The 24,386-nt window shown below is 69.3% G+C and carries 19 protein-coding genes; 11 read left to right on the top strand and 8 right to left on the bottom strand.

Annotated features, from left to right (window positions below):
* Positions 1–9 precede the first annotated feature (9 nt).
* The 3 genes from B0I29_RS13305 to B0I29_RS13295 are packed head-to-tail and all read left to right on the top strand — an operon-like array spanning position 10 to position 3,337.
* A complete protein-coding gene (locus B0I29_RS13305; protein ID WP_111649263.1) occupies positions 10–1,125 on the top strand; it encodes an isochorismate synthase in 1,116 nt (371 codons plus the stop codon).
* The gene (locus tag B0I29_RS13300) at positions 1,115–2,695 is read left to right on the top strand and encodes a (2,3-dihydroxybenzoyl)adenylate synthase (RefSeq protein WP_111649262.1); all 1,581 of its coding nucleotides are present in this window, start codon (positions 1,115–1,117) and stop codon (positions 2,693–2,695) included. Before B0I29_RS13305 ends, B0I29_RS13300 begins: the two co-directional genes overlap by 11 nt.
* A 3-nt stretch (positions 2,696–2,698) precedes the next feature.
* Positions 2,699–3,337: an isochorismatase family protein gene (locus B0I29_RS13295; protein ID WP_111649261.1), complete on the top strand. Its 639-nt coding sequence runs from the start codon at positions 2,699–2,701 to the stop codon at positions 3,335–3,337.
* A 65-nt stretch (positions 3,338–3,402) separates the two neighbouring features.
* On the opposite strand, the gene fes is transcribed toward B0I29_RS13295, so the two are convergent.
* Positions 3,403–4,653, bottom strand: coding sequence for an enterochelin esterase (gene fes / locus B0I29_RS13290; RefSeq protein ID WP_146616783.1), 1,251 nt, complete (start codon positions 4,651–4,653; stop codon positions 3,403–3,405).
* Positions 4,654–4,702: 49 nt separating this feature from the next.
* Between fes and B0I29_RS13285 the strand changes: the two genes are divergently transcribed.
* A complete protein-coding gene (locus tag B0I29_RS13285) occupies positions 4,703–8,494 on the top strand; it encodes a non-ribosomal peptide synthetase (RefSeq protein ID WP_111649259.1) in 3,792 nt (1,263 codons plus the stop codon).
* A gap of 78 nt (positions 8,495–8,572) precedes the next feature.
* Here the strand turns inward: B0I29_RS13285 and B0I29_RS13280 are convergent, their stop codons facing one another.
* The 4 genes from B0I29_RS13280 to B0I29_RS13265 all read right to left on the bottom strand — a co-directional run bounded on the left by B0I29_RS13280 (position 8,573) and on the right by B0I29_RS13265 (position 12,098).
* On the bottom strand, positions 8,573–9,607 hold the full coding sequence (locus B0I29_RS13280; protein ID WP_111649258.1) for a FecCD family ABC transporter permease: 1,035 nt from the start codon (positions 9,605–9,607) through the stop codon (positions 8,573–8,575).
* On the bottom strand, positions 9,604–10,539 hold the full coding sequence (locus B0I29_RS13275; RefSeq protein ID WP_281270890.1) for a FecCD family ABC transporter permease: 936 nt from the start codon (positions 10,537–10,539) through the stop codon (positions 9,604–9,606). Before B0I29_RS13275 ends, B0I29_RS13280 begins: the two co-directional genes overlap by 4 nt.
* Positions 10,540–10,631: 92 nt before the next feature.
* Positions 10,632–11,228 (bottom strand): hypothetical protein, encoded by a 597-nt coding sequence (locus B0I29_RS13270; protein ID WP_146616782.1) that lies wholly within the window; start codon positions 11,226–11,228, stop codon positions 10,632–10,634.
* A 9-nt stretch (positions 11,229–11,237) separates the two neighbouring features.
* Positions 11,238–12,098: an iron-siderophore ABC transporter substrate-binding protein gene (locus tag B0I29_RS13265; RefSeq protein WP_245972494.1), complete on the bottom strand. Its 861-nt coding sequence runs from the start codon at positions 12,096–12,098 to the stop codon at positions 11,238–11,240.
* 269 nt (positions 12,099–12,367) lie between these two features.
* Here B0I29_RS13265 and B0I29_RS13260 point away from each other — a divergent pair, with 269 nt between their 5' ends.
* The 3 genes from B0I29_RS13260 to B0I29_RS13250 all read left to right on the top strand — a co-directional run bounded on the left by B0I29_RS13260 (position 12,368) and on the right by B0I29_RS13250 (position 16,090).
* Complete coding sequence (locus B0I29_RS13260) at positions 12,368–13,558, top strand: hypothetical protein (protein ID WP_111649255.1); 1,191 nt, start codon at positions 12,368–12,370, stop codon at positions 13,556–13,558.
* 76 nt (positions 13,559–13,634) lie between these two features.
* Positions 13,635–14,630: a WxL protein peptidoglycan domain-containing protein gene (locus B0I29_RS13255; RefSeq protein WP_181557793.1), complete on the top strand. Its 996-nt coding sequence runs from the start codon at positions 13,635–13,637 to the stop codon at positions 14,628–14,630.
* Complete coding sequence (locus B0I29_RS13250; RefSeq protein WP_111649253.1) at positions 14,627–16,090, top strand: class E sortase; 1,464 nt, start codon at positions 14,627–14,629, stop codon at positions 16,088–16,090. The genes B0I29_RS13255 and B0I29_RS13250 overlap by 4 nt, the downstream gene beginning before the upstream one ends.
* On the opposite strand, the gene B0I29_RS13245 is transcribed toward B0I29_RS13250, so the two are convergent.
* Positions 16,084–16,719 carry a 4'-phosphopantetheinyl transferase family protein gene (locus B0I29_RS13245; RefSeq protein ID WP_111649252.1) on the bottom strand — a complete coding sequence of 212 codons (636 nt, stop codon included), beginning with the start codon at positions 16,717–16,719 and terminating at the stop codon, positions 16,084–16,086. The two genes, B0I29_RS13250 and B0I29_RS13245, sit on opposite strands and share 7 nt — an antisense overlap.
* Positions 16,720–16,766: 47 nt before the next feature.
* Complete coding sequence (locus B0I29_RS13240; protein ID WP_111649251.1) at positions 16,767–17,804, bottom strand: YncE family protein; 1,038 nt, start codon at positions 17,802–17,804, stop codon at positions 16,767–16,769.
* Positions 17,805–18,001: 197 nt separating this feature from the next.
* Here B0I29_RS13240 and B0I29_RS13235 point away from each other — a divergent pair, with 197 nt between their 5' ends.
* Positions 18,002–20,428 carry a glycogen/starch/alpha-glucan phosphorylase gene (locus tag B0I29_RS13235; protein WP_111649250.1) on the top strand — a complete coding sequence of 809 codons (2,427 nt, stop codon included), beginning with the start codon at positions 18,002–18,004 and terminating at the stop codon, positions 20,426–20,428.
* A 134-nt stretch (positions 20,429–20,562) separates the two neighbouring features.
* On the top strand, positions 20,563–21,054 hold the full coding sequence (locus B0I29_RS13230; protein WP_111649249.1) for a beta-class carbonic anhydrase: 492 nt from the start codon (positions 20,563–20,565) through the stop codon (positions 21,052–21,054).
* 548 nt (positions 21,055–21,602) lie between these two features.
* Here B0I29_RS13230 and B0I29_RS13225 read toward each other — a convergent pair.
* Positions 21,603–22,844, bottom strand: a complete 1,242-nt coding sequence (locus B0I29_RS13225; protein ID WP_111649248.1) for an SGNH/GDSL hydrolase family protein — start codon at positions 22,842–22,844, stop codon at positions 21,603–21,605.
* A 152-nt stretch (positions 22,845–22,996) separates the two neighbouring features.
* On the opposite strand from B0I29_RS13225, the gene B0I29_RS13220 reads away from it, so the two are divergent.
* Entirely contained in the window at positions 22,997–23,503 is a 507-nt protein-coding gene (locus B0I29_RS13220; protein ID WP_111649247.1) for a SigE family RNA polymerase sigma factor, read from the top strand.
* Entirely contained in the window at positions 23,500–24,342 is an 843-nt protein-coding gene (locus B0I29_RS13215) for a superantigen-like protein SSL4 (RefSeq protein WP_111649246.1), read from the top strand. Before B0I29_RS13220 ends, B0I29_RS13215 begins: the two co-directional genes overlap by 4 nt.
* Positions 24,343–24,386 lie beyond the last annotated feature (44 nt).

Raw genomic sequence — 24,386 nt, 5'->3', positions numbered from 1 at the left:
AGATCAACTGTGTCCGCCGTCAGCTCCACGCTCGACGGAGCCGGCCTGCTCGCCGCGTATCGGCCGGGCGCGTCGTCGGTGTTCGCCTCCCCGCGCGGCACCCTGCTCGCCGAGGGCGCCCGCGCCGTCGCCACCACCGTGCCCGAGGCGGAATCCCTGCTCCGGGCCGGTGCCCGCATCGTGCTCGGCGCCGCGCCGTTCACGCTGAACAGCCCGGCCCACCCGGCCCGCCTGGTCGTGCCGGTGAACCTGCGCCGCGCCGAGGCGGTCGGTGCCCGCGCCGCTGCCCCGGCGGCGCGACCGGTCGTGCCGGCGATCCCGGACGACGCCTATCTGGCCGCCGTGGCCCGGGCCGTCGCGGACATCGGGGCCGGCGCGTACACCAAGGTCGTCCTGGCCCGCACCCTGCGCATCGCGGCACCCGGCTTCGACCCGGCCCCGGTGGTACGCGCACTGGCCGCCGCCGGCAGCTACACCTTCGGCGTCGACCTGGGCGCCGGTCGCACCCTTCTCGGCGCCAGTCCGGAGCTGCTGGTCAGCCGCTTCGGGCGTACCGTCTCGGCCAATCCTCTGGCCGGAAGCATTCCGCGCAGCCTTGACCCCGCGGAGGACGCCCGCAGGGCGGCCGCTCTTCTCGCCTCCGCGAAGGACCTGCGGGAACACGCGTTCGCGAGCGAGGCGGTGGCCGAAGGGCTGAGGCCGTTCTGCCGGGATCTACGGGTGCCGAGCGAACCGGCGCTGACCGCTACGCCCACCATGTGGCACCTCGGTTCCCGGATCACGGGAGAGATCGCCGACCCGGGCGTCTCGGCGCTGGCCCTCGCGGCGGCGTTGCATCCCACGCCGGCGGTCTGCGGTACGCCACCGGCGGCCGCGCGGCGGGCGATCGCCGAGCTGGAGACGTTCGACCGGGGCTTCTTCGCCGGGATGGTCGGCTGGACCAGCGCGGACGGTGACGGCGAGTGGGCGGTCACGATCCGCTGCGCCACCGCCGGGCCGGACGGCCTGGACGTCTACGCCGGCGCGGGCATCGTGTCCGGTTCCGATCCACAGGCCGAACTGGCCGAGACCAACGCCAAGCTCGGCACGATGCTGAGCGCTCTGGGAGTGACCGATGTGGCCTGAGGATTTCGCAGCGCGTTATCGGGAGAAGGGCTACTGGATCGGGCAGACGTTCGACGACCTGCTCCGGGAGAGTGCCGCCGCGTTTGCCGACCGGGTCGCGATCGTCTCCGGGGAACAGCGGATCACCTACCGTGAGCTGCGGAATCGTGCCTCTCGGCTGGCCGCGGGCCTTTATGCGCGCGGGATCCGGCCGGGTGATCGGGTCGTGGTCCAGCTGCCCAACGTGCCCGAGTTCTTCGACGTGATCTTCGCGTTGTTCCGGATCGGGGCGCTGCCGGTCTTCGCCCTGCCCGCGCACCGGAGCGCGGAGATCGGGTACTTCCGTTCGCACACGTCGGCGGTCGCGTTCATCACCATGGATGTGTACGACGGCTTTGATCATCGGAGTCTGGCGGGGGACGGCCTGACGATCGTGGCCGGCGATCCGGGTGGGTTTATCGCCCTTGACACGCTTTACAGCGATGGCCCGCTCCCTACTGGGCCCAAGCCCTCGGACCTGGCGTTTCTTCAGCTCTCCGGCGGCAGCACGGGCCTGCCGAAGCTGATACCGCGAACTCACGACGACTACCTCTACAGCGTCCGAGCCAGTGCCCAGATATGTCGCCTGAATCAGGACAGCGCCTACCTGGTTGCCCTCCCGGTCGCGCACAACTTCACCATGTCCTCACCCGGTGTCCTCGGTGTCCTGCACACCGGAGGAACTGTCGTCCTCTCCACGACGCCCGACCCGGCCACGGCCTTCCCGCTGATCTCGGCGGAGTCGGTCACCATCACCGCACTGGTCCCGCCGCTGGCCCTGGTGTGGCTCGACGCCGCCGACCGGACGAAGCCTGACCTGTCCAGTCTGGAAACCCTCCAGGTCGGCGGCGCGAAACTCCTCGACTCGGTGGCCGAACGGATCCGGCCCGCCCTCGGATGCCGGCTCCAGCAGGTCTTCGGCATGGCGGAGGGTCTGGTCAACTACACCCGCCTGGACGACCCGGACGACGTGGTCCTGCACAGCCAGGGCCGGCCGATCTCCCCCGACGACGAGATCCGGATCGTCGACGACGAGGACTCCGACGTGCCGGACGGAACCGTCGGGCACCTGCTGACCCGGGGCCCGTACACGATCCGTGGCTACTGGAACGCCGACGATCACAACAAGGTCGCCTTCACCGAGGACGGCTTCTATCGCACCGGGGATCTGGTGCGGCGGCTGCCCGGCGGTTATCTGGTCGTCGAGGGGCGGGCCAAGGACCAGATCAACCGGGGTGGCGAGAAGATCGCCGCCGAGGAGGTCGAGGACCACCTGCTGACCCATCCGGCCGTGCACGACGCGGCGGTGGTCGGGATACCCGACGAGTACCTCGGTGAGCGGAGCTGCGCCTTCGTCGTGGTCAAGCCTGGGGTACGCGTACCCAAGCTCTCGGAGATCCGTGCCCACCTGCGCGACCGAGGTCTGGCCGCCTACAAGATCCCCGACCGGCTGCGGGTGGTGGAGCGGTTCCCGGTGACCGGCGTCGGCAAGACGAGCCGGCGGGAACTGCGCACCCTGCTCCGCGAGCTGATCACCACATCGAAAGGCTGAGCCGTGCTTCCCCGCATCACCCCGTACCACCTGCCCAGCGGCTTCACCCGGGCCGGCGGCAAGGTCCACTGGCGCGTCGAGCCGGCTCGGGCCGCGCTGCTGGTGCACGACATGCAGAACTATTTCCTGGCGCCGTTCGGGACCGCCGACAACGCGCTGCTCTCCAAGGTCGTCGGCAACATCGCGACGTTGCGGGAGCATGCCGGGCGTACCGGGATTCCGGTGATCTTCTCCGCTCAGCCGGGCGGTCAGTCCCGCTCGGAACGTGGGTTGCTCCAGGACTTCTGGGGTGACGGGCCGCCGGCGGATGCCCAGGCGCTGGCGATCACGGATGCGCTGCGGCCCGCGCCGGGTGACGTCGTGCTGACGAAACGGCGGTACAGCGCGTTTGTCGGCACCGACCTCGACGCGGTGCTCGGCGGGCGTGACCAGCTGATCGTCACCGGCGTCTACGCGCACATCGGGGTGCTGGCCACGGCGATGGACGCGTTCATGCGCGGCGTCCAGCCGTTCGTGGTGACCGACGCGGTCGCCGACTTCAGCCCGGCCCACCACGCCGACGCGCTGCGCCACGTGCAGACGCGCTGCGGCGTGGTCGCGTCCACCCGCGAGCTGACCGCCGACCTGCTGACCCCCGCATGACCCGGCTTGCGCTCGCGGTCGCTCCAGACCCCGAAACACGACCACGAGCGCAAGCCGAAGGGTGGTCAGCGGGGCAGCAGGGTGGACAGGGCGTTGCCGAAATGCTCGCGCCAGCAGAGGCGGTCGTGGCCACCGGCGAACTCGGTGTAGGTCAGCTCGTAACCCCGTGCCGTCAGCACGTCGCGCAGGTGGCGGTTGGGGCGCAGGTTCACCCACTCGTCCAGGCCGACCTCGACGTGCCAGCGGACCGGCCGCCGGTCGGCCAGCGCCACCTGATGCGCGAACCACTCGGCGTCCACATCGTCCGGTGTGCCGCTCTTCCACCAGAACGCGCCGGACTGGCTGAGCACGTTGCCGAACCGCTCCGGGTGGGTGAAACCGGCGAACGCGGCGGCCAGCCCGCCGAGGCTCTGCCCGGCGATGACGGTCCGGGCCGGGTCGGATGTCAGATTCAGATCATGCCCGGCCTCGGCGATCAGTCCGGTGGCGAGGAACTCGGTGAAGGCCGTGTCACACGCGTACTCACTGAATCGGGTCGGCTGATCCCCGCTCTCCGGCAGCAGCGCGACCAGCGGCGGGATCCGGCCGGCCGCGATCAGGTTGTCGAGCACGGGCGCCACCGGAAGCAGCGGACCCCAGATGTCACCGTCAAGCAAAACCATCATGGGGTACGCCTCAGCGTGGCCCCGATATCCCGCCGGCAGATAACGCCAGACCCGCCGCCCGCCGGCCTCGACCGTTTCCACGGTTCCCTCGGGCACCCCGGATCGACGCTCCCACCAGTGCGGCAACGGTGTCGCGGCGGGACCGGCAGCCACCGATTTGTGCGGCGGCCGGGACTGCCGCAGGGTCACCGGATTGAGCGGGTCGGCCACCAGGTTGGTCGCGACCATGCGCCAGTGCGCCGGGCCCAGCTCCAGCGGCTCGTGCTCCGACTCGTCCGGCGCGAAGTGGTAACTGCCCATCCAGTCGTCGCGTACCCGGTAGGTCAGGTGCCACAGATCCGAGCCGGGCAGCCGGCGCATCCGGGACCGGCCCAGGTCGGAACGGTCGGCCAGCTTGTTGACCAGCGCCAGCACGTCACGGGTGGGCCGCCGCTCGCGCCAGACGAAAGTGATCAGCGTGGCGTCGCCGTCCCGCTCGATCAGCGGGGTGCCGGCGTGTGTCAGCTCGGCCCAGAACCGTGCGACCGCGTCCGGGCCGTCGTCACGCAACCGCTGGATCCGCGGGCTGTCCACGATGGCCGGCGGCGCGGGGCGCGGAGTCCTCGGCGGGACCGACGTCGGCGGGACGATCTTCGGCCGCTCCACAGCCATGCACACCTCCACGACACCACTCACCTAGTTTGGTTAGGCTACCCTAACTATGGATGTTGATCACCGCCCCCTGACCGCTCCTCAGCAGGCGCTCTGGTTCGCCCAGCTCCTCGATCCTCAGAACCCGTCGTACCTCTGCGCCCACCGCATCACCATCGACGGTCCTCTCGACACGGACCGGCTCGCCGAGGCGATCCGGCAGGTCACCGAGGCCACCGACGTGCTGCGTACCGGCTTCGCCGCCGAGGGTGACCAGGTCTGGCGGATCGAGCAGCCGGCCACCGGACCGGAGATCGTGGATCTGCCCGGCGAGGCCGCCGTCCGCCGCTGGATCGACGCCGACCTCGCGGAGGCGCTGCCGCTCACCGGCGCGCCACTCGTTCGCCAGGCGGTGCTTCGCACCGGCCCGGAACAGGCCGTCTGGTACTTCCGGGCGCATCACATCCTGCTCGACGGGTACGCCTTCGCGATGGTCACCGAGAAGGTCGTGGCCGCGTACGCCGCGCTCGGCCGGGGTTCGACCTTCCAGGACGCTTTCCCGGCCGCGTTCCGGACCGTCGACTCGCTGGCTGAGGACGAGCGGGCCTACATCGCCTCCGACAGGTTCGCCGACGACCGCAGGTTCTGGCTCGACCGCCTCAAGAACACCCGCGAACCGGTCACCCTCAGTCAGCGGCCCGCGCCCACTTCCCATCGGTACGCACACCGGCACATCGAATTACCCGAGTCCACAGCCGACGAGTTGCGCGCCGCCGCCGACCGGCTAGGCGTCACGTGGGCCGAGGCCGCGTACGCCATCACCGCCCTCTACCTGCACCGGATCACCGGCGAGGCCGACCTGACCCTGGGCATGCCGGTCTCCGGCCGCCTCGGCACCGGCGCCGCGCGGGTGCCGGTCAGCGTGGTCAACGTCCTGCCGTTGCGCCTGGCGGCTCCGGAAGGCATCACTCTGCGTGCATTGGTCGCGGCCGTGCGGGACGAGTTGCGCGCCGTCTCGCGCCATCAGCGATATCGGTACGAGTGGCTGCAACGCGATCTCGGGCTGGTCGGTACCGGACGGCGACTGTCCGGGCCGCAGGTCAACGTCAAACCGTTCCGCCGCAGTCTCGACCTCGGCCCGGGCGTGTCCGCGCGGGTTCACTACCTCGCCACCGGACCGACTGAGGACCTTGAGGTCACCGTCGGGCTGGACGCCGGCACCGGGCGGCTCGACCTGACCGTCGACGCCAACCCGGACAGCTACAGCGACGAGGAACTCGACGGGCACTTCGCGCGGCTGATCCGGCTCTTCACCACGTTCGCCGACATCGGCCCGGACCAGGTGGTGTCCGAGGTGGACGTGCTGACCGACACCGAACGAGATCTCGTGCTCCGCGCCTGGAACGAGACTGCTTCGCGCGTACCCGAGAAGACCTTGACCACGCTCCTGGCGCAACAGGCCGCACGGACGCCGCATGCCCCCGCGGTCCGCGCGGAGGGCGTCGAGATCAGCTATGCGGAGCTGCATGAACGCGCTGACCGCCTGGCGCGGTGGCTTGCCGAGCGCGGTGCGAAACCCGGCACGCTCGTCGCGGTCGCGATCCCGCGCGGCATCGATCTGATGGTGGCGCTGCTCGGTGTGCTGCGGTCGGGCGCCGGATATCTGCCGCTGGATCTGTCGTATCCGGCCGACCGGCTGGCCTTCATGGTCGAGGACGCGCAGCCGGTCGTCGTGCTGCGCGAACTACCTTCCCGCTGCCCGGTTCCGCTGATCGAGATCGGCCAGGCGTCGCCTTCTGACACGGCCTATGCGATCTACACGTCGGGGTCGACCGGGCGGCCGAAAGGTGTGCTCGTCCCGCATCGCGGCATCGTGAACCGGCTGCTCTGGATGCAGCACGAGTACCGTCTGGCACCCGGCGAACGGGTTCTGCAGAAGACGCCGATCGGCTTCGACGTCAGCGTCTGGGAGCTGTTCTGGCCGCTGATCACCGGGGCCACCCTGGTCATGGCGAAGCCCGAAGGGCACAAGGACCCCGCCTACCTGGCATCACTGATCGTTCAGGAACGCGTCACGACGGTCCACTTCGTGCCGTCGATGCTGCGGGTCTTCCTCGGCGAGGAGGCCGCCGCATCCACCCGTGCGACGTTGCGCCGGGTGATCTGCAGTGGTGAGGAGCTGCCCGAGGATCTGACGCGGCGCTTCCACGCGGTGATCGGTTCCGGTCTTCACAATCTCTATGGACCCACTGAGGCCTCGGTCGACGTGACGTATCAGCCGGTGCTGCCGAGTGATCCGCCCGGGCCGGTGCCGATCGGGCGGCCGGTCTGGAACACCCAGATCTATCTGCTCGACGCGGGCCGCCGGCCGGTGCCGCCGGGTGTGCCGGGTGAGCTCTACATCGCCGGGGCGCAGCTGGCCTCCGGATATCTGAACCGACCGGCGCTGACCGCCGAGCGGTTCCTCGACGATCCTCTTCTCGGGCGGCTCTATCGGGCCGGTGACCTGGCTAAATGGCGTTTTGACGGGACGATCGAGTTCCTCGGCCGCACCGACGGACAGGTCAAGATCCGTGGATTCCGGGTCGAGCTCGGGGAGATCGAAGCACTGCTCAACGAGCATCCGGCCGTGGGGCGGGCGGCTGTTGCGCTGATTGACGGGCGGCTTTGTGCGTACGTAGTGGGTGATCTTGATCTTGAAGGGGTTCGGGCGTATCTTGCGCCGCTTGTGCCGGACCACATGCTGCCCGGCGCCGTGGTGGAAATGAGTGAGCTGCCGCTGACGCCCAGCGGAAAGCTGGACCGGCAGGCGCTGCCGGCACCGGCTGCGGCTGTTTCCGGTGGCACGCTGCGGACGCCGGCGGAGGTGGCGGTCGCGCGGCTGATGGCCGAGGTGCTGGAGGTGCCGTTGCCGGGGCCGGACGACAATTTCTTCGATCTGGGTGGGCATTCGCTGCTGGCGGTGACGCTGGTGCAGCGGATCCGGGCTTCGCTGGGGTCGGAATTGTCGCTGGCAGCGGTGTTCGCGGCGCCGACGGTGGCGGGGCTGGCGGCGCGTCTCGATCCTTCAGTGGCCGGCACCGATGGGCTGGGTGTCGTGCTGCCGCTGCGGGCGGGATCCGGGCCGGCGTTGTTCGTGGTGCATCCGGCGGGTGGGTTGGCCTGGTGTTATTCGGGTTTGCTGGCGCATCTGGATCCGTCGGTGGCGGTTTACGGGATCCAGTCGCCGGCGTTCACGGCTTTTATTGATGACTCGGCTTCCCTTGCGGAGACAGCCGCCCGCTATATCACGGAAATTCAGGATATTCGGCCGGGTGGGCCCTATGCGCTGGCGGGGTGGTCGATCGGGGGCGTTCTCGCTCAGGAGATCGCGGCGGCGTTGCGGGCGGCCGGTGAGGAGGTGTCGATGCTGGCGCTGCTTGACGCGTACCCCAGTGATCAGTGGCGTGACCTGCCCGCGCCGTCGTCCGAGGACGCGTTGCGGGCGCTTCTTCACATGGCGGGGCGCGACGAGTCCGCTGTCGGCGGGCCGCTCACTGTGGAGTCCGTGGTCGGGGTTCTGCGGCGGGCGGACAGCCCGCTCGCCGAGCTGGGCGACGACGTGCTCGCGAAGATCCCGCTGGTCGTGGCCGAGAACGCGCGGATGATGCGCGAGCACCAGCACCGCTTCTACGACGGCGACGCGCTGATCTTCGTAGCGGCGGCGCCCCGGGCCGAGGACTGGTTGTCGGCGTCCGCGTGGGGGTCGTACATCGGTGGTGAGGTGGTTGTCCGTGAGCTGGACTGCACCCACCCGGGCATGGTCTCCCCGGCCGCCCTGAAGATCATCGCCAACGACCTGAACCCCCACCTAGCCGGCTGAACACCGAGGTCCCCGGGCCGGCTTAACACCACGGCTGCCGGCTGCACAGGGCGGCGGCCCTGGTGTGCAGCCGGGGATTTACCAGCGGCCGGCTTTGCGTTGGGCGGCCAGTAGCCAGACCAGGTAGACGCCACCGAGGGCCGCCGTCAGCACCCCGACCGGAAGGGCGACCGGGGCGAACAAGCGCTGGGCCGCCAAGTCGGCCAGTGCCAGCAAGGCTGCGCCGGTCAGCCCCGCTACCAGCGGTGATGCGTCTGGGGAGCGGGTCAGGCGGCGGGCTACCTGGGGCGCGGCCAAGGCGATGAAAGGGACCGGGCCGGCCGAGGCGGTGGCTACCGCGGTCAGGGCTACGGCACCGATCAGCAGGGCTCGGCGTACGCGTTCGATCGGTACGCCCAAACCCCCGGCCGTGTCATCGCCCAGCGCCAGCGTGTCCAGTGGACGGGCCAGGCACAGCACCGCGACACCGCCAAGAGCTACCGCGACGCCCACCGGGATGGCGTGTTCCCAGCCACGGCCGTTGAGGCTGCCGGTGAGCCAGACCGCGGCCTGCATCGCGTCGCCCAGATCCGCTCTTGTCAGCAGATATCCGTTGAAGGAGGCGAGCACCGCGCTGGCCCCGATCCCGACCAGCACCAGTTGTCCCGGGCGGACGACGCCGTCCGTTACCGCCAGCAGGTAGACCAGCGCGGCCACCACCAGGCCGCCGATGACCGCGCTGCCGGCGATCACCAGGCTGCCGCCGCCGAGCAGCAGGATGCCGATCAGCGCGCCGGTTGCCGAGCCGGTGGTGAAGCCGATGATGTCGGGGCTGCCCAGCGGATTACGCGAGAGGCTCTGGAAGACCGCGCCGGCCATGCCGAACGCCATCCCCACGAAGAGCGCGGTGAGCACCCGGGGAAGGCGCAGGCCGTAGACGGCGAACTCGGACGCCCGGTCGCCGTGACCGCTGAGTGTGGCGAGCACTTCGGACACACTCAGCGGATAGTCACCGACGGTGAGGCTGTAGACGGCGGTCGCGGCCGCTACCAGCGTGATCAGCAAGCCGGCCAGCACGGCGCGCGGCGCGAACCGCGTCGAGACCGGCCCGACCCGCAGGACAGCGGATCTCATGCGGGAACTCGCAACCGCCGGACCAGGTAGATGAAGAGCGGCGCCCCCACCATCGCGGTCACCACCCCGGTTTCCAGCTCGCCCGGCCTCCCCAGGACCCGCCCGGTCACGTCGGCGATCAGCAGCAGGCTCGGTGCGGCCAGCGCGGAGAACGCCATCAGCCAGCGTTCGTCGGCGCCGACGATGAAGCGGGCCGCGTGCGGTACGGCCAGCCCCACGAACCCGATCGGCCCGGCTGCGGCGGTCGCCCCGGCGCTCAGGGCTACGGCCGCTAGCGCCGCGGTTCCGCGTACCACAAGGGGGTTTGACCCTAGTGACCGACTTTGATCGTCGCCGAGGGCGAGGGTGTTGAGCGCCGGGCCGATCGACGCCGCGAGCAGCAGGCCGCCCGCGAGGAACGGCGCCACCTGCCAGAAGACCGGCATGCCGCGGTCGGCGAGGGCACCCACGGCCCAGAAACGGAACTGATCGAAAGCGGTCGAGTCGAAAAGCACTACGGCTGAGGTGAAGCCGGTCAGCGCGGCGCCTACGGCGGTTCCGGCCACGGCGAGGCGGGCCGGTGACTCCTTGATCCGGCCGCCTCCGCCGAGCAGGTAGACCAGCGCGAAAGCGCCGCCGGCGCCGGCCATCGCGAACCAGACGTACCCGGCCGGTGCGGTCACACCCAGGAAACTCATTGCGCTGACGATCGCCGCGGCGGCGCCGGCATTCACGCCGAGCACGCCCGGCTCGGCGAGCGGATTGCGGGTCAGCGCCTGCATCAGACATCCGGCGACGCCGAGAGCGGCGCCGACAAAAACCCCCAGGAGGGTACGGGGTAACCGCAGATCGCGAACCGCGACAGCGTCAGAGCTACCGTCATAATCGGTCAGCGCAGCCCACACGTGTCCGAGTGGAACCGGCCTGGCCCCGAGGGCGACACTCGCCACCACAGCGATCAGAAGCACCACCCCGGCAAGAGCGAGCGCGATAAAGCGACGGCTGGAGGAAGCGCGACGAATAGCCGGCCGGGCCGACAGGATCGTCACGCAGATGCCCGCCGGCGACGCCGTTCGATCAGCAGCAACGCGATCCCGGCGATCGGCAGCGCGATGGTCCCGGCCAGCAGCGGACCAGCGTCAATGCCCGTTTTAGGCAGCGTGTTCCCAGAGGAAACAGACGCGGCGGCGGACGCCGACGCGGAAACCGACGCCGCCGGGGAAGAAGACGACGCCCCGGTGACGGCGAAATATCCGCTCGCCAGGCTCCGCGCCGGCGAGTCGTTCTCCTGCCCGGACCCGGCCAGGAACCGCAACCAGTGCTCAGCCCCCGCCTTCGTGGCCGCCGGCACCGTCACCGTCCCGGAGATCGCCCCGCTGTCGCTGGCGTTCACGGTCCGCAGAATGTCCACATCGTCCAGCTTGATCGTGACAACCTGGCCACGACCGCTGTCATTGACGAACCCGGTTCCGGTGAACCGGATCGTCTTACCCGCCACCACACTGCTGGAGGCGAGCGACACCGTCGCACCAACCGGGTTCGACGGCCGAGGCGCAAAAACCAAAGCCGAAGCAGAAGCAGAAGCCGGCCCACCGGTAATAACGCCGGCGAAGACAAGAGCAACGATGACGGCGACTCTCATGAGAGATCCTTAGTTGAGAAGAGCTGTGCCGAGCTGGTCGAGGATCACGGTGGCGGCGAACGGGCCGCCCGCGCTGGCCCACGCGGAGCCGTCCACCGGGATGACGTGCTTGTTGCGGTACGCCGTGAGCTGCGTGAACCCGGGAGTCACGAGCGCGTCGTCCTGGAGCATCTTCGCGCTGGCCTCGACGCCGACCGCGGTTCCGGTATTGCCGCCCTGCGGGTTCGTCGCGCCACCGAGGGTGCCGAAGAACATCCAGTCCGCGTCGAGCTGGTCGAGGTTCTCCCGGCTGACCGGCGTGGAGTGGCCGAGACCGTCCTTGTCCTGTGCGGCCGGGCGGCGCAGGCCGACGTCGGCGACCACCTTGCTGGGCGGCAGCTCCTTGAGGATCACCGAGGGCTGGCCGGTGCCCCAGCGGACGATGCTGACCGTGTCGTCGGCGTGGTCGCCCAGCTTGCCGCGGATCTCGTCGACCCGGCTGGCGTACCCGGCCAGGACCTTCTCGGCCTCGGCACTCTTGCCGAGCACCTCGGCGAGGCTGGTGAACGCGCCTTTCCAGTCGGCGGCCTTCTTGCTCACGAAGACCGTGGGCGCGATGCCGGCGAGCTTGCCGAGGACCGATTCGTCGGCGGCCACGGTGCCGTCGGTGACGATAAGGTCGGGTTTGAGCACGAGGATCTGCTCGATGTTGGGCCCGGCGACGGAGGCGACGATCGGGATCCCGTCGGCCTGGTCGCTCAGGTAACCGGGCACACTTCCCTGCCCACGGCCGCTCGTGGTGCCGACGACGTCGACGCCGAGCGCAAGCGCGCCGTCCAGTGTGGGCTCGCTGAGCGCGACCACCCGGGCCGGGCTCCGCGGAACGGTCACGCTCACACCGTTTCCATCCACGACGGTACGCCCGTCAGCACCCGTGGAGTCGCTTGCGGAACCGGATGTGCAGGCGGTCAGGGCCATTCCGAGAACACTCACGACAGTCAAAACGCGCAAGCCGCGTGTTCCCACCGATGCCCTCCAAAAGCTTCAGGTGACCAGCTGCACTCTGTCTAGCTGGCCGACGTTAGGTTAGCCTAACCTCCTTCACGATTGTGATGACCTTTTGGTCAACAATCTCACTCACAATCGGAAAGGACCTCGCCTTGAACCCCTCACGACCTCCTATATGGGCAGCGGTCATCACCGGCCTGGTCGCCGCCGTCGCGGTCGCCGCGCCGGCGCTCGCCGCCGATCCGCGGCCGGACAACGCCAGCGGCGCCACCGTCGCGCTGGTCTCCACCACGACCACCCCGGGCGGGAAGGTCAACTTCACCGGCACCGGTTTCGTCAACACCGACGGCACCGGCTCGGTGGTCATGGTGAAGATCGACGACGGGGTGGTGCGCGACGCCGCCGGCTCCGACGTCTTCGCCGAGGTGAAGGCCGCGGACGGCACCGGCACGGTCACCGGCTCGGTCACCCTGCCGGCCTCGGTGACCGGTTCCGGTCACTGGCTGCGGATGCTCACCGGATCCGGTGCGGCCGGCGACGCGGTACGCAGCGTGCACACCGAGCTGTTCACCGTGGAAGCGGCCGCGGCCACCCCCGCGGTGACCCTCGCCTCCGACACGGTGACGGCGGGCGCGAGCCTGACCGCTTCCGGCGCCGGATATCCGGCGTCCACAACGGTCACCGTGAAGCTCGACAAGACCACGATCCTGACCACGTTCACGAGCGGCGCCGACGGCACGTTCGCCGGTCAGGCCGTACCGGTGCCGGCGACCGCCGCGGAGGGCGCGCACACCCTGCACTTCCTCGCCTCCCCCGGCGTCAGCGTCCAGGTGAGTTTCACCGTCGCGGCCGAGGAGACCGAGGAGCCCGGCGCGGTGTCGGCGACCGTGACCATCACGGCCAGCGTTCCGGACACCGGCGCGCTCGCCATCAAGGTCAGCTCCGGCTCGGTGGCGCTGAGCACGCCGCAGGTCACCTCCGAGCTCGACGCCCTGGTCTCCACCGGCGCGCTGCCGACCGTCACGGTCAGCGACCTGCGTGCCGCGAACCCGGGCTGGAGCGTCTCCGGCCAGATCGGTGACTTCACCGGCACGGCCGGAACCGTCGACGGCAAGTACCTCGGCTGGACCCCGAAGGTCGTCACGACGTCGGCGGGCCAGCAGGTCACGGCGGGTTCCGCGGTCGCCGCGGGCACCGGCCTGAAGTCGGCGTCCGCCCTCGCGACGGCGGCGTCCGGCGCCGGCCGGGGCACCGCGGCACTCGGCGCGGGTCTCGAACTGCGCCTGCCCACCACCACGGCGCCGGGTGACTACTCGGCGACGCTCACCCTCACCGCCATCTAGTTCGGCGCACGACAACCGGGACGGGCCGCGAATCCTGTCCCGGTTGTCGTTGGTAAAAGACCGCGAAGGAATCGATGTGTCCAGGACTGCCGCCGCGCTCACCGCGCTCACGCTGCTCGCCGCGCCCACGCCCGCGTCCGCCGCTCTCCCCGCGACAAGCACCGCGGAAGCCGCGAAAAGCGCCGTGAAAACCGCGACAAGCACTGCGAAAGCCGCGAAAGCCGACGCCGCCTGGTCCGTGCAGCCTTCGAGCAAGACCGGCCCCGGCAACCGGCCGTTCTTCACCTACGACCTGGTGCCCGGCGGCACGGTCACCGATTACCTCGCGGTCACCAACCTCGGCACCGCGGAGATGACCTTCACGGTGTACGGCAGCGACGCGTTCACCACCGCGTCCGGCGGATACGACCTGCTCCCGGCCACCCGCGAATCCACCGACGTCGGATCATGGATCGAGCTCGGCGCGAAAACGGTGACCGTTCCGGCCCGCTCCCGCGCGGACATCCCGTTCGTGCTGAAGATCCCAGAGAACGCCACTCCCGGTGACCACGCCGGCGGCATCGTCGCCTCGATCACCACGGCCTCGGCGGACGCCACCGGCAACACCACTCGCGTCGAGCAGCGCGTCGGCACCCGTCTCTACCTGCGAGTCACCGGCGACCTGCATCCCGGCCTGCGGGTGGACGATCTGCGCGCGACCTATCGCACGGGGTGGCGGCCGTTCACCGGCGACCTCGAACTGTCATACACCGTCCGCAACACCGGGAACACCCGCATCACGCCGGGCCAGTCGGTCACGGTCGCCGGCCTCTTCGGCCTGGCGGCCGATTCGGCCCACCCCGACGCGTTGCCCGAGCTTCTGCCCGGTGCGGCTCTGGAGCGCACGGTACGCGTAACCGCCCGCCCAGCCCTACTCCGCCTGACCGCAAGTGTCGAGCTGTCCTCCCCTGACCGCGCCACCGCGAAATCCACTGTGGGCGTGTGGGCCTGGTCCTGGTACTACCTGCTGATCCTGCTCCTGGCAGCCGTCGTGACCTGGGCAGTCAGACGCCGCCGAAAGGTGAGGGCATGAGAAGAGCGGCCACGCTCACCGCCGCGCTGGCACTCCTGGCACTCCTGGCCATCCCCGGATCAGCCTCGGCGGCCGGCCCCGCCATCACTGTCGATCAGAAGACCACTCTGATCGGCGACACCATCACCGTCTCGCTCACCGGCTGGCCGGCCGGTGTCGTCACCGCTTCCCTCTGCGGCAACGAGGCCCGGGACGGCTCCGCCGACTGCGCCGTGCAATCCGCCTCGTCCACCTCGGTGCCCGCCACCGGCAAGGCCGGCCTCCGGTTGCGCGTCTCGGCCCCGCCGGTCGGCTGCCCGTGCGTGGTCCGCGCGTCGACAATCACCGGCGAGAAGATCGCCGACACCCCGATCGACGTGACCGACGTGGCGGACGCCGCCACGGTCACCGCCACCACCGGCGACGCGGAGCTCACCGTCCTGGACGCCGGCGTGCGGAACCGCTGGACCCTGTGGTCGCTGCTCGGCGGTACGGCATACCGGACGATGACGGTGACCGTGCGCAACGAGGGGACCGCCGCCTCCCCCGGGTCCGAGTTGAGCCTGGACCTGGGCCGGGCCGCTGGATCCGAGGCGATGAAGGCGCTGCCGATCGGGCCGCTGGCACCGGGTGCCGAGCTGCGGCTGGAGATCCCGTTCGCGGTGGCAGCCCCGGCGGCCGGCCGATATCAGCTGACCGGGCGGATCGACGGCACGGCCGGCACCGAAGCCACGTTCACCACGAGCACCGCGGTGTGGCCATGGCTGCTTTTACTCGTACCCCTGGGTCTGATTTTGATCGTCAGGGCGGCAGCGTCGCTGAAGCGGATGTCGCCGCTGCGAGCCGGTGGGGCCGGGTTGATCGCGGCGGGTGGGCTCTGTGCGGTGGTGCTGGCGGCGCAGACGCTGTTGCCCGGGCCGGAGACGGCCGGCGCGCAGGCGGCGCTGGACAGTCAGCTGGCGGCGGCGTGGGCCGGTGCTCCGGCCACCGAAGCGAAGAACCACGACACGACGACCGTCACCAGCCTGGACCAGCCGGCGCCCGTTCAGGGGCAGCCCTTTGCGGTGCTGCACGTGCCTCGATGGCATGCCGAGTACACGATCGTCGAGGGTGTCAGCACTGCTGACCTGCGGAAAGGGCCCGGGCATTATCCGGGGAGCGCGCTGCCGGGGCAGATCGGGAACATGGCCGTAGCCGGGCATCGCGGGCCGGCGGGACTGCCTTTCAACGACATCGACACCCTGCGCGCGGGCGATCCGATCATGGTGGAGACCGCGACGAGCATGTATGTCTATCGCGTTCAGCGGCACGTGATCGTGCCGCCGACCCGGGTGGACGTGGTCGCGCCGACCCCGGAGAAACCGGGCGTGGAACCGACCGTGGCGATGCTGACGCTGACCGCCTGCCATCCGAGGTTCTCGTCGAAACAGCGCTACATCCTCTTCGCGGTACTGGACGAGGTGACGGCGAAGTCTCAGTGATCAACCGTGACGGCGGTGACGACGAGACCGTGTTCGATCACCCAGCGGCCGGTGATCTTTTCAAAAGGCCCATCGATCAAGATCTCCGCCCGGAACAAACCTCCGGGGTCGATGATCAAGTGAGCGTCGGTGAAACCCAGCCAGGTCCGGGCCACCGGATACCAGGCCTTGTACACCGACTCCTTGGCGCTGAAGAGCAGCCGATCCCAGTGCACCGACGGCTCCGACTTCGCCAGAACCGCGAGGTGTTCCTGATCCTGTGCGGTGGTCACCGCGGGCAGGACACGCGGTGGCAGCGGGGCGTGCGGTTCGGCGTCGATCCCGAGACCGCGTACATCAGCGGTAACGGCGACCGCCGCGGCGCGATATCCGGCGCAGTGGGTGATGCTGCCGGTCACCCCATCGGGCCAGAGCGGCTCGCGGCGGGGGCCGGGGCGGATCGCGACCGGCGCCTGACCGAGAAGGGCCAGCGCCTCGCGGGCGCAGCGGCGGGCCGTGAGGAACTCGCGGCGGCGGCCCGGCACCGCTGTCGCGATCAGGTCTTCCTCGCCGGGAAAGCACGGTTCGCTCGGGTCGTCGGTGAACGCCTCGGCGGTACGCACCGATGACGGCAGCAACAACTCCAGCACCGACGGAGTGTCCCACCCCGCACGGGGTGGGACACCGTCGGCCTGCCTCAGTTGGCGGGGTCGATCTTGTAGATGAAGTCCACGCCGTCGGTGCCGGCGCCGGACTTGTCCACGGCGTACGCCTTGCCGTTCGCGGTCTCGATGTGGTTCGGGTTCGCGGCCGTGGCGATGTTCTCCTCGACGACGGCCGTCTTGGCGTCGACGATCGTCACGGTGGCGGCGGTACGGTTCGCCACCAGGACCGTGCCGGACCGCTCCTCGTACGCGACGGAGAGCGCACCCGCGCCGGTCGGCACCTCAGCGGTGACCGTGCCGGTCTTCAGGTTGACGAACGAGACGCTGCCCGCGGTCTGGTTCGCGGTGTACGCGGTCTTGCCGTCGTCCGACAGGTCGATCGAGATCGGGCCGTCGCCGGTCGGGATGAAGCTCGGGGTCTCCGACTTCGGCGACACCACGATGATCCTGTCGTTGTTGAGGTCGGCGGCGTACAGGTTGCCGCTCTTCTCGTCGACGACGAGGCCGGTCGGGCCGGCGCCGGTCACCACGACCCGCTTCTTCTCGACCAGGGTCTTGCTGTCGTACGCGACCAGCTCACCCGAGGTGAACGCGCTGGCCCACACGGTGTTGTGCTTCTCGTCGACGACGATCTCACGGGCGTGCGGCACGTTCGCGAAGCTGGCGACGTGCGCACCGGTCCGCTGGTCGTACACGGCGACGGCGTTGTTGCGGGTCGCGGTCACCCAGACCCGGTTGTACTCGTCGTCGACCGCGACACCGTAGACGGCCTCGAGGGCGCCGGTGGTCTCGTTGGTGACCGGCGGGGTGATGGTGGCCTCGACGGCGAGCGTCTTCGGGTCCACCTTGAGGAGCGCGGAGCTGAGCACCGGCGGGCGGCCGACGGCGGCGGTGACCCAGATGGCCTTGTTCCGCTGCGAGTAATCGGACTGGTACAGACCCTTGATCAGGTCGGCGGACGTGACCGTGGTGACGTCCTGGTGGGCGGTCGCGGTGCCCGGAACAGCCAGCACACCGGTGGCGGCGGCGAGGACGGCGGCTGCCGCCAGGCGACGGGTGGTTACAGACATGGTGCTCCTAACTGAGGCGCCCTCGGTGGAGAGCGGTCATGCATCAACTTAGGAGAGGCTTACCTAACTTGCATCACCCTGACCGTCCTTTGTAATCAGGACCATAGATTGTTGACAAAACACTGAGCAATCTTGTCCATGAAGGCGTCTGCGGAGAACGCGAGCCATCTGAAACCCGGACGCGGCACAATGGCGGCATGGATCTTCGACAGGGCATCGGTCTTCGCAAACTCGGCAAGACCGTCGATGAGTTCCAGCAGGACCTGTTGAGCAACCTCTACTTCCGGCGCGGCACCACGGTCGAATCGGCTAGCCCGCGGGACGCGTACGAGACGCTCTCCCTGACCGTTCGTGACCATCTCGCCGAGAGACGCGCGCGCACCGCCGCCGCGCACTACGCCAGCAACCCCCGCTGGGTCTACTACCTCTCCGCCGAGTTCCTGCTCGGCGCCCAACTCGAACAGAACCTCCTCTACTCCGGCACCGGCGAGATCGCCGGGCAGGCGGTCAAGGCACTGGGCCGCACCCTGGAGGAGCTGGAAGGCCTGGACGTCGAGCCCGGCCTCGGCAACGGTGGCCTCGGCCGGCTCGCGGCCTGCCTGGTCGACTCGATGGCCACCCGCGACATCCCCGCGGTCGGTTACGGCATCCGCTACGACTTCGGCATCTTCAAGCAGTCGCTCAGCGACGGCGCGCAGGCCGAGCGCCCGGACGACTGGGCGTTCCAGGGCAACCCGTGGGAGTTCCCGGCGCCGGACGACCGGCAGACCGTCGGCTTCTACGGGCACACCGAGCCGGTTCCCGGGTCGTCGACCCGCAAGAAGTGGGTCCCCGGTGAGATCGTGCTCGGCGAGCCCAGCCACATGCTGGTGCCCGGTTACGGCACCGACACCGTGAACATCGTCCGGCTGTGGCGCGCGCGGGGCAGCGAGGCCTCGTTCGACCTGAGCCGCTTCTCCGCCGGGCAGTACGCCGAGGCCGTGCAGGAAGCGGTCCGCGCCGAGAACATCAGCAAGGTCCTCTACCCGGACGACAGCACCGAGCTGGGCCGCGAACTGCGCCTCAAGCAGCAGTACTTCCTGGTCTCCTGCTCGCTGCGGGACATCATCCGCCGGTTCCGGCTGCGCAACTCCAACTGGGACGAGTTCGCCGAGAAGACCGTCATCCAGCTCAACGACACCCACCCGACGATCGCGATCCCGGAGCTGATGCGGCTGCTGGTCGACGAGTACGAGCTGGAGTGGGACCGGGCCTGGGCGATCACCCGCAAGACGTTCGCGTACACCTGCCACACGCTGCTGCCGGAGGCCCTCGAGACCTGGCCGGTGCACGTCTTCGAGCGGCTGCTCCCGCGCCACCTGGAGATCATCTATCTGATCAACATGCTGTTCCTGCGCGAGGTCGAGGAGCGGTTCCCAGGTGACAACGACCGGCTGAGCCGGATGTCGATCATCGGCGAGCAGCCCGAACGCCGGGTACGCATGGCGAACCTCGCCGTCGTCGGCACCGAAGCCGTCAACGGCGTGGCCGAACTGCACTCGAAACTGCTGCGCGAGACCGTTCTCAACGACTTCGCCGATCTCTGGCCGGCGAAATTCCAGAACGTCACGAACGGCATCTCACCCCGCCGTTTCGTCAAGCTGGCGAACCCGCGTCTCTCCGACCTGATCACCGAATCGCTGGGTGACGACGGCTGGCTGACCGACCTGGAACGCCTGGCCGAACTCGAATCCTTCGCCGGCGACGCGTCCTTCCAGGAACGCTGGCGTTCGATCAAGCGGGCCAACAAGGTCGACCTCGCGGCCGGCGATCCGGACTCGCTCACCGACGTGATGATCAAGCGCTTCCACGAGTACAAGCGCCAGCAGCTCAAACTGCTGCACATCATCACCCAGTACCAGCGGATCCGGAACGATCCGAACGGCGACTGGATTCCGCGTACCGTGCTCTTCGCCGGCAAGGCCGCCCCGGCCTACCACGCCGCCAAGAACATCATCCGGCTGATCAACGCGGTGGGTGCCACGATCGCCGCTGATCCGGTCGTCTCGCCGTACCTGAAAGTGGTTTTCGCGGAGAACTACAACGTCACCCTCGCCGAGCAGATCGTGCCGGCCGCCGACCTGAGCGAGCAGATCTCGCTGGCCGGCAAGGAGGCGTCCGGCACCGGCAACATGAAGCTCGCCCTCAACGGTGCGCTCACGATCGGCACCCTGGACGGCGCGAACATCGAGATCCGCGCCCGGGTCGGCGAGGAGAACTTCTTCCTCTTCGGCCTGGACGCCTTCGAGGCCGCCGAACGCAAGATCTCCGGTTACCGCCCGGCCGACCACTACGAGCAGGACGCCGAACTACGCCAGGCCATCGACGCGATCAACGCGGGCGTCTTCGGCGACGTCGGCCACGACGTGGCCGGCTCGCTGCTCGGCCACGACGAATACCTCACGCTCGCCGACTACCGCTCCTACATCGACTGCCAGGACGCCGTCGAGGCCGCTTGGCGCGACCCCGATCACTGGACCCGCATGTCGATCCTCAACACCGCACACAGCGGCTTCTTCTCCGCCGATCGCACGGTCGCCGATTACGCAGCCCGCATCTGGCGCGTCACGCCAGTCCGCGTCTGATTCGGTACGCGCAAAGCACAGGTACCGCGGTTTTCCAGCGCGACCATCTGCCGGTGCGAGGCCGTCACGCGGCCATCGCTACCGGTGGGCGGTCGCGCTTCTCCTATCAAGTTTGTAGGCATAGTATGACTTCCATGAGCGTCACCGATGAGCTGCTCGCCAACGCCGAGCGTTACGCCGCCACCTTCGACAAAGGCGACCTGCCGCTGCCGCCCGCCAAACGCGTCGCCGTCCTGGCCTGCATGGACGCACGCCTCAACCCGTACGGCATCCTGGGCCTCACCGAAGGCGACGCCCACGTGATCCGCAACGCCGGCGGCGTCGTCACCGCCGACGAACTGCGCAGCCTGGCGATCAGCCAGCGCCTGCTCGGCACCGTCGAGATCATCCTGATCCACCACACCGACTGCGGCATGCTGACCTTCACCGACGACGGATTCAAGGCCGACATCGAGCGCGAGGTCGGCATCAAACCGCCCTGGTCCGCGGAGGCCTTCCCCGACCTCGACGCCGACGTCCGCCAGTCGATCCGCCGCATCCTCGACGACCCCTTCATCCCGACAAAGACGTCAGTCCGAGGCTTCGTCTACGACGTACAAACCGGCAAGCTACGCGAAATCCTCTAACCAGCACGCCCGCCACCCCACACAACAGGCCGACTGCACCCCGCACTCGCCGCGCCCCGCTCTCGGCGTGACGCGCACTCGGCGTGGCCAGCTTCTCAGCGTGACGCGATCTCTGCGTGGTGCGCTCTCGGCGTGGTGCGAGCGGCATTGGTGCGAGCGGCGTGACGGGGCGGTTGGCATTGCGGGAGATCTTGGAGCCGCGAGGGGCGAGCCGTAGCTCAGATAGGTCATCGGACTCGCATGAGGTGTCTGAGCTACGGCCGGGTGAGCCGCGCCGTAGCTCAGACATGTCATCACCGCCCGAATACAGCTCTGAGCTACGGCTCGCCCCCGCGGCCGGCCGATCTAGGGCCGCTGTACCCGCTGGAAGGTGGTTGGGGGACCAAGATCGCCGGGAGTTCGTCGACGGTGCCGCTCGATTCGACAAGATCGGCTGCTCGGTGACCGGACGAGCCGGCCCCACCGGATCTTGAGCGATTTCGCACCCCCGACTGTGGAAAATCGCTCAAGATCTGTGGCCCTGCCAGCCGGCGGTGCCCCCGGGGTGGTCAGCTGATGGTCAGGGTGCCGTTCGGGTTGCGTACGCAGGAGAGCTCTCGCGCCCCGCTTGCCGCCGCGCCTGTCAGGCAGGTGGCGAGTACGCCGTGGCCGGCCGCGCTCGGGTGCCAGGACTCCTGGCAGGTCTGGTAGTACGTGACGCAGGTGTTCGCGAAGCGCTGGATGGCGATCTTGTCGTATCCGTCCAGGTCCGGGATGAAGACGCCGTTCGGGCCGTCCTGCACGCGGATCGGGGTGGCGAGCGTCGCTGCCGGGTTCGTGCTCGACTCGCAGAGCCGCGCGCCGTCGAAGGCGTGCTGCACGTTCAGCCGTGCCAGCTGCAGGAACTCGTCCTTGAGCTGATTGTGGACCGACCCGACCAGGCTGCCGAGCGCCGCCGAGAACTGGTGGCCGGCCGGGAGGCTGGCCCGGTGGATCGGGCAGCCGGCCCGGTAACGCTCGGCGCCGAGCGCCCGGAACTTGTCCCGGTCGTCCTCGCGGCTGTCCTCCGCGATCAGGCTGGGCATCACGTCGGTCGGCAGCGGGTTCGTGTAATCCTGCAGCACGACCCGGTGCTGCCCGTCCGCGTCGATCTCGTCGAGCACGGTCAGCAGGCCGCGCACGGCCTGCACGGTCTCGGCCGTCGCGGACGCGATCTGGGCGGCGGTCGCGAGATCGTCAGCGGCGCACGGTTCCTGCGGCACCGGCCCGTTGATGTACGCCCAGAACTCCCACCACCCCGTCCAAGCGTCCGCGATGAACCGGTTGGCACACTTCACGGCCACGTCCCCGAATGTGAACGAGCTGTTGTTCGACCCGATCCCGAGCAGCACCAGGTCGATGTCGTGAGTCTGCGCGACGGCCCGTAGCTGGTCGGCCTGCGCGGTGACCTGCCGGCCGTTCGTGCGGGTGCTGGAGGCGGCCATCAGGTCGTACGGCCGGCCGCCCGAGCAGGCCAGGTTGAATCGGGCCGCCACACCGGGCAGGTCGGCCCGGAAGATCGAGGCGTTCGCCGACCGATGACAGAAGTACGCGTTGGAGTTGGCGGCTGACCAGCCAGGGAAGCCCTGGGCGGCGCCGTTGACGTCGGGCACCGATGCGTAGGAGCCCGCACCCTCGCCGCTGATGAAGGAGTCGCCCAGCGCGACAGCGGCGACGGGCAGCGCGGCCTGCGCCGGAGCAACCGGCGCGAACAGGAGGAATGCGGAGAAGACGGCGATCAGGACATGGAAGGAGAGCGATTTCCGAGCCATGCCTGAGCTGATCACCCGGCGTGGACGGGCGTCAATGTTTCCGGGCGATGAACTGATAATCCGGTCTCACCTTCTTGCCATCGGACTGCCAGGATCTCTAACGTCTGCCGGTCCGGGAAAAGGTGCCGGGACGAACGAGGAGGGGGTGTTCCGTGCGCGACGAAGCGTTCCGCGCGTATTTCGAACGACACCATGCCTCCCTGTCCCGTTTGGCGTACTTGATGACCGGCGAGTCCGACGTCGCCGACGATCTCGCGGCGGACGCGCTGACCGAATGCTGGCGGCACTGGGATCGGGTCACCACGGCCGACGACCCGGCCGCGTACGGGCACGGCATCCTGATGAACCTGGCCCGCCAGTGGATTCGCCGTCGAGGCAGGGATCGACTTCTGTCGTTCGAGTCGTTGAGGCGTACCAAAGAAAGTGACGTCTCGGCGGTGCTGGACGTCCGCGGCGCTCTGCGTCGCCTTCCGCACCGCCGGCGCGCGTGCGTGGTTCTGCGGTACGCCTTTGACCTGCCGGAACGCGAGGTCGCGACGATCCTCGGGATATCCGTCGGCGCGGTGAAGAGCTCGACTTCTCGCGGCGCGAAGCAACTTGCCGAATTACTCGGTGGAAGCGGCGTGGCACGGATCGACGGTTGGGAGGCGGCGCGATGAGGCTCTCCGACGACGAGTTGCGCGCGGCGTTGCGCGCCGAGGCGGCCGGGCACGAGCCGGACCGCGAGGCGATGCTCGACCGGATCGCCATGTCCGCTACTGCCCAGCCGGTCACGCGCCGCCGGGCAGCGGGTCACGCGCCGCGGCGCGGTCCCAAGGTGCGAATGGCGGCGGCCGCCACGGCGGTGGTGGCGCTGTTCGCCGGGGGCGGATTCGCGAACTGGGCGCTGGCCGGGAGCAACGACGCGGCACCGCCGGCGCCGGCCCCGGTGCCGGCGCTGACGAGCGCGCCGCAAAAGGAACCGTCGGCAACATCGTCGAAAGAGCCGTCCGAGAAGCCGTCGAAAACGCCGTCGAGAACGCCGTCGTCAGCAGCGCCTTCGACAGCGCCTTCGAAGACCCCGGCGACGGCCACTCCGAGCCCCACCCTGACCAAGGGCCAGCCGGGATTCACCCGCACCGAGCAGGGTCCGCTCTGGTCGGACGGTTCGGTCGTCGCCGAGGGGTCGAGCGTCATCACCCTGAAGAGCACCGAGGAACTGACCTCGCTCGACGTGGTGATCCGGGTCGCGCGTACCGAAGGCCTGGTCTCCCGGGGCGCAACCAAGCAGACACCCGGCGGCAGTGTGACCGCCTCGGTCACCGAGGAGGCGGACGCGCTGCTCTACCGCTTCACGCTCGCTTCGGCCGACACGCTGGATCCGGGCACGTACACGTTCACGGCGAAGTACACGGCTGCCGCCCGCAACGCCGGCGGCGACACCTACGAGGTGACCGCGTCTACCGCGTCGGCGCCGTCGCTGGATGTGTACGGCAACTTTTACGCGAGCACTCCCTAAGCCCGATCCGCCCTAAGCCCGATCCGCCCTTAGCCCGGCCCGTC

It is taken from the genome of Actinoplanes lutulentus, assembly GCF_003259845.1.
GTDB lineage: Bacteria > Actinomycetota > Actinomycetes > Mycobacteriales > Micromonosporaceae > Actinoplanes > Actinoplanes lutulentus.
The sequence above is the reverse complement of the archived record's forward strand: the minus strand, read 5'-3'. Positions and strand labels throughout refer to the sequence as shown.

Coding starts and splice junctions, on each gene's coding strand:
- B0I29_RS13215 (WP_111649246.1), top strand. CDS start 23,500: ATGAGGCTCTCCGACGACGAGTTGCGCGCGGCGTTGCGCGCCGAGGCG.
- B0I29_RS13225 (WP_111649248.1), bottom strand. CDS start 22,844: ATGGCTCGGAAATCGCTCTCCTTCCATGTCCTGATCGCCGTCTTCTCC.
- B0I29_RS13280 (WP_111649258.1), bottom strand. CDS start 9,607: ATGAGATCCGCTGTCCTGCGGGTCGGGCCGGTCTCGACGCGGTTCGCG.
- B0I29_RS13270 (WP_146616782.1), bottom strand. CDS start 11,228: ATGAGAGTCGCCGTCATCGTTGCTCTTGTCTTCGCCGGCGTTATTACC.
- fes (WP_146616783.1), bottom strand. CDS start 4,653: ATGGCTGTGGAGCGGCCGAAGATCGTCCCGCCGACGTCGGTCCCGCCG.
- B0I29_RS13240 (WP_111649251.1), bottom strand. CDS start 17,804: ATGTCTGTAACCACCCGTCGCCTGGCGGCAGCCGCCGTCCTCGCCGCC.
- B0I29_RS13230 (WP_111649249.1), top strand. CDS start 20,563: ATGAGCGTCACCGATGAGCTGCTCGCCAACGCCGAGCGTTACGCCGCC.
- B0I29_RS13250 (WP_111649253.1), top strand. CDS start 14,627: ATGAGAAGAGCGGCCACGCTCACCGCCGCGCTGGCACTCCTGGCACTC.
- B0I29_RS13235 (WP_111649250.1), top strand. CDS start 18,002: ATGGATCTTCGACAGGGCATCGGTCTTCGCAAACTCGGCAAGACCGTC.
- B0I29_RS13285 (WP_111649259.1), top strand. CDS start 4,703: ATGGATGTTGATCACCGCCCCCTGACCGCTCCTCAGCAGGCGCTCTGG.
- B0I29_RS13300 (WP_111649262.1), top strand. CDS start 1,115: ATGTGGCCTGAGGATTTCGCAGCGCGTTATCGGGAGAAGGGCTACTGG.